Source organism: Parvibaculum sp. (assembly GCF_035511255.1).
Classification (GTDB): domain Bacteria; phylum Pseudomonadota; class Alphaproteobacteria; order Parvibaculales; family Parvibaculaceae; genus Parvibaculum.
This window is the reverse complement of record NZ_DATKFR010000067.1, coordinates 1-3,718: the sequence shown is the minus strand read 5'-3', so window position 1 is coordinate 3,718 and position 3,718 is coordinate 1. Positions and strand designations below refer to the sequence as shown.

Annotated in this window: 5 protein-coding genes; all 5 read right to left on the bottom strand. The window is 64.3% G+C overall.

The features are described from left to right. Positions 1-216 (bottom strand): alcohol dehydrogenase catalytic domain-containing protein (locus tag VMR03_RS02245; protein WP_325401859.1); only part of this gene is annotated, 216 nt, incomplete at its 3' end. Positions 217-323: 107 nt separating this feature from the next. Continuing rightward, complete coding sequence (locus tag VMR03_RS02240; protein ID WP_325401856.1) at positions 324-1,094, bottom strand: SDR family NAD(P)-dependent oxidoreductase; 771 nt, start codon at positions 1,092-1,094, stop codon at positions 324-326. Between the two features lie 39 nt (positions 1,095-1,133). Continuing rightward, a complete protein-coding gene (locus tag VMR03_RS02235) occupies positions 1,134-1,868 on the bottom strand; it encodes an SDR family oxidoreductase (protein WP_325401854.1) in 735 nt (244 codons plus the stop codon). A 130-nt stretch (positions 1,869-1,998) separates the two neighbouring features. Then, positions 1,999-2,910, bottom strand: a complete 912-nt coding sequence (locus VMR03_RS02230; protein ID WP_325401852.1) for an alpha/beta hydrolase — start codon at positions 2,908-2,910, stop codon at positions 1,999-2,001. Positions 2,911-2,940: 30 nt separating this feature from the next. Beyond that, the coding region (locus VMR03_RS02225; protein ID WP_325401850.1) for a cupin domain-containing protein at positions 2,941-3,718 on the bottom strand (778 nt) is incomplete at its 5' end.

Here is a 3,718-nt window from a genome sequence, read left to right as displayed (position 1 = left end):
GCCGCGACCGACTTCCACAACCTCGCCCACCGCCTCGTGGCCGACGCAGAAGCCGAGATCCGGGCTGAAGCCTTCGCCGTGATAGATGTGCAGATCGCTTCCGCAGATGCCGCATTTGTCCATCTTGACGATGGCGTCGGTATCGGCGGCGAGCTTCGGATCGTCGAAGCTCTCGTATCGAATGTCGCGCGGTCCTTGATAGAGAAGTGCTTTCATGGCGGCTCTCGCTTGTATCCTTGAAGTCTCATCCCGGGGGCGTCATGTGCGGAGCTTGCGGCTCCTGGACCTCGGGATAAGCCCGGGGTGACAGCAATATTTTGGGTTTACGCATTCCGCGCCATCAGCCCGCCATCGACAGGGACGGTCACGCCGGTGATGTAGCTCGCCGCTGGCAGACAGAGGCTCAGCGTGATGTGCGCCACCTCCTCCGGCAATCCATAGCGGCGAAGCGCGGTGCGGCGCTTGGCATAGATGTCCCTCTGCTCGTCGGGAATGCTTTTCGTCATGCTGGTAAGGATCGGTCCGGGGCAGATGCAATTGACCGTGATGCCTTCCTTGCCGAGTTCGACGGCGAGCGCGCGGGTAAGACCCGTGACGCCCGCCTTCGCCGCCGAATAGGCGCTATCGAGCGCCGTCGCGCCCAGCGCTTCCGTCGAGGCGATATTGACGATGCGCGGGCTTTTCGATTTGCGCAGATGCGGCAGCGCGGCACGGATGATGCGCTGATGCGCGGTGAGGCAAACGCGGATCATGCGCTCCCAGAGCTCGTCATAGCCTTCATTATCGATCTGCGTGAAGCCGGAGATGCCGGCATTGTTGACGACGGCGTCGAGCCCGCCGAAATGTCGCGCGACATCGGCGACGACCGCATCGATCTCCGCCTTGTCGCCGACATCGAGCTTCCAGGCTTTCGCCTTGCCGCCTTGGGCGACGATGCCGGCGGCCACCGCCTCCGCGCCCTCGCCGTTGTAATCCGTCACCGCGACATTCGCGCCTTCGACGGCGAAGACCTCCGCCGTCGCGCGTCCCATGCCGCTGGCGGCGCCAGTGACCAGCACCGTCAATCCCCTCACCGACCGGCTCAGTTCCGTCATCACGCTTTCCTTCCTGTTCGTTGCGTTCAGAGGCCACGTTCAGAGAATGAGACCGCCATCGACCGGGATCGTCTGGCCGAGCACATAGGCCGCGAGCGGCGACGCAAGGAACAGCGCGACGCCGGCCATATCCTCCGGCGTACCGAGCCGGCGCATCGGAATCCCCTGGATGGACGCCGCAAGCCGCTCCGGACTTTCGGTCGTTACCTTGGTGAGCTTGGTATCGACGAGGCCCGGCGCGATCCCATTGACGCGAATGCCGTCCTTCGCCCAAGCCTCCGCCAGTGTGCGCGTGAGACCCACGGCGCCGGTCTTCGAGGCATTATAAGCCGGGTTGCCGCGCGTCGAATGGAACGCCGCCGTCGAACTCACCGTGATGAGCGAGCCTTTCGACGCGGCCAGCAGGTCGTGGAACTTGATCGCGCAGGCCATCAGGCTGTTGAGATTGACGTCCATCACCTTCTGGAAACCGTCCATCCTGAATTCGCCGCGCTGATAGATCACCGTTCCCTGACAGAGCACCAAGACGTCGAGCCTGTCGAACGGCGCCTTGTAGGCTTCGATCGCGTCGAAATCGGCGACGTCCATGTGATCGTAGTGAAGTCCGGCGAGATCGGAGCCTTCCGCTGCCGAGTAATCCGACGCCTTAGGTCGCGTGCCCCAGACATGCACGGTAGCGCCCTTCGCGCGGAAGGCTTGCGAGATGCCGTTACCGATGCCGCTCGATCCACCGACCACGAGCACCGTCTTTCCCGAAAAATCGAGTTCCTTCACCTGTTCCTCCGCTGGGTCGTTTCTTCTGCTTGCGACCATCATAATCAACGGGGAGCGCAGGGGCGCAAGGCTCATGCAAAAGGCGGCGGAATGTTTCCCGCCGCCCCTGCGTCAGCCCAGGCGCCAGCTTCTAGGCGACCGCCTTCAGCTTCGCATTCCGGTCCATCGCCTTGCCGATGTAATCGCCGCCATCCGCAATCGCGCGACGCGCCGCATCGAGCATCGGATGGAAGAAATGCCAGACATGGATCATCTCCGGCCAGACCTGAAGCGTCACCTCGACATCGGCCGCACCCGCCTTGCCGGCGAGCCGGATCGAATCGTCGAGCAGCGTCTCCGCCGCGCCGACATGAATGAGCAGCGGCGCAAGATCGCGGAACTCCGCATGCAGCGGCGCCGCAAGCGGCGTGCGCGGATGCGCATCGCCGAGATAGGCCTCCGCCATGCCCATCAGGCTTTCCTTCTGCACCATCGGATCGACATGAGCGAGCGCCGTCATCGAGTCGCCCAGCCCCTCGAGATCGATCCAGGGCGAGATGCAGAAGCCGCAGGCCGGCTGTTCGAGCCCCGCATCGCGAATGGCGAGCAACGTGGCCACTGTCAGTCCGCCGCCCGCACTGTCGCCCGCGATGGCGATGTTGCCGGGCGCGAACCCCTGCGCCAGCAGATAGCGATAGGCCGCAAGCGCGTCGTCGACGGCCGCCGGAAACGGCGCCTCCGGCGCGAGGCGGTAATCGACCGACAGCGTGCGCGTGCCTGCCGCCCGGCCGAGTTCGGTCACGAGATGCCGGTGGCTCTTCACCGAACCGATGACATAGCCGCCGCCATGCACATACATGATGACGCGATCGCGCGCGGCGCCGGGCGTCGAAGCCCATTCGGCCGGCACACCATTGGCGGTAACGCTCTCAAGCGTCACGTCCGATGCGGTCGGGAAAACGGTGCCTAGATTGTCATAGGTCTGGCGCAACTCCGCCGTGTCGGCGGGTTCGGGCATCGAGGCGAGAAACTCGCGGATGGCAACGATCTCCTGGTCTTTCATGTTGTCCTCCCTGTGATGATTTCGACGTTCTCAGATCGCGCCGCGTTCCTCCCGGAAGAAGCCGAGCTTCTGCTGCGCCGCGCGGTCGGAATAATTGAAGAGCACGGCCTCGCTCTCAGGCTCGTGGCGGACCCATGTCCAGTTCGGCACGGCGAAGATATCTCGCGGGCCCCATTCGACGACGGTGTCTCCGACAACGGATTTCCCCCGGCCTTCCGATACAACATAAACCGAGCTTTCCGTCGAACGATAGGGCGCGCCGCGGAAGCCTTTGGGCAACAGCGTCAGAAACGCGGCCATGGTCGGCACGGCATGGTCGCCCGTGGCCGGGTTTACATAAGCAAGCTTGTGCCCGTTGTGAGGATCGGGCGCATCCGATTTCGCGAGCTGCGCCAGCGCCGCGCGGGAGCGTTCATAGGGATAGCGGAAAAGCGGCGAGTGAAGCCCTTTCGGCGTCCAGTCGACCGGCAGGAGCCCGTTGCCATAGCGCGCCAGCGCATCGCCCTCGTCGCGATGGAGCGGATGGTGCGTCTCGGGATAATTGTCTGCGAAGACCGCATCGAAGAAGCGCGCCATCGGCACGTCGACGCCGTCGAGCCAGAGGATCGGCCGATCGCCGTCATTCGAATGATCGTGCCAGAGACCGGACGGCGTGACGATGAAGTCGCCCTGTTCCATCCTTGCGCGCTCGCCATCGACGGCGGTGAAGGCTCCGCCCTTGCTTTCGAGCACGAAGCGGATCGCTGTCGGCGTATGCCGATGCGCCGGCGCGACCTCGCCCGGCATCACCATCTGCACGCCGCCCGCC

Bases quoted from the DNA above. Each gene is read 5' to 3' on its own strand.
- VMR03_RS02230 (WP_325401852.1), bottom strand. From the start codon at position 2,910: ATGAAAGACCAGGAGATCGTTGCCATCCGCGAGTTTCTCGCCTCGATG.
- VMR03_RS02240 (WP_325401856.1), bottom strand. From the start codon at position 1,094: ATGACGGAACTGAGCCGGTCGGTGAGGGGATTGACGGTGCTGGTCACT.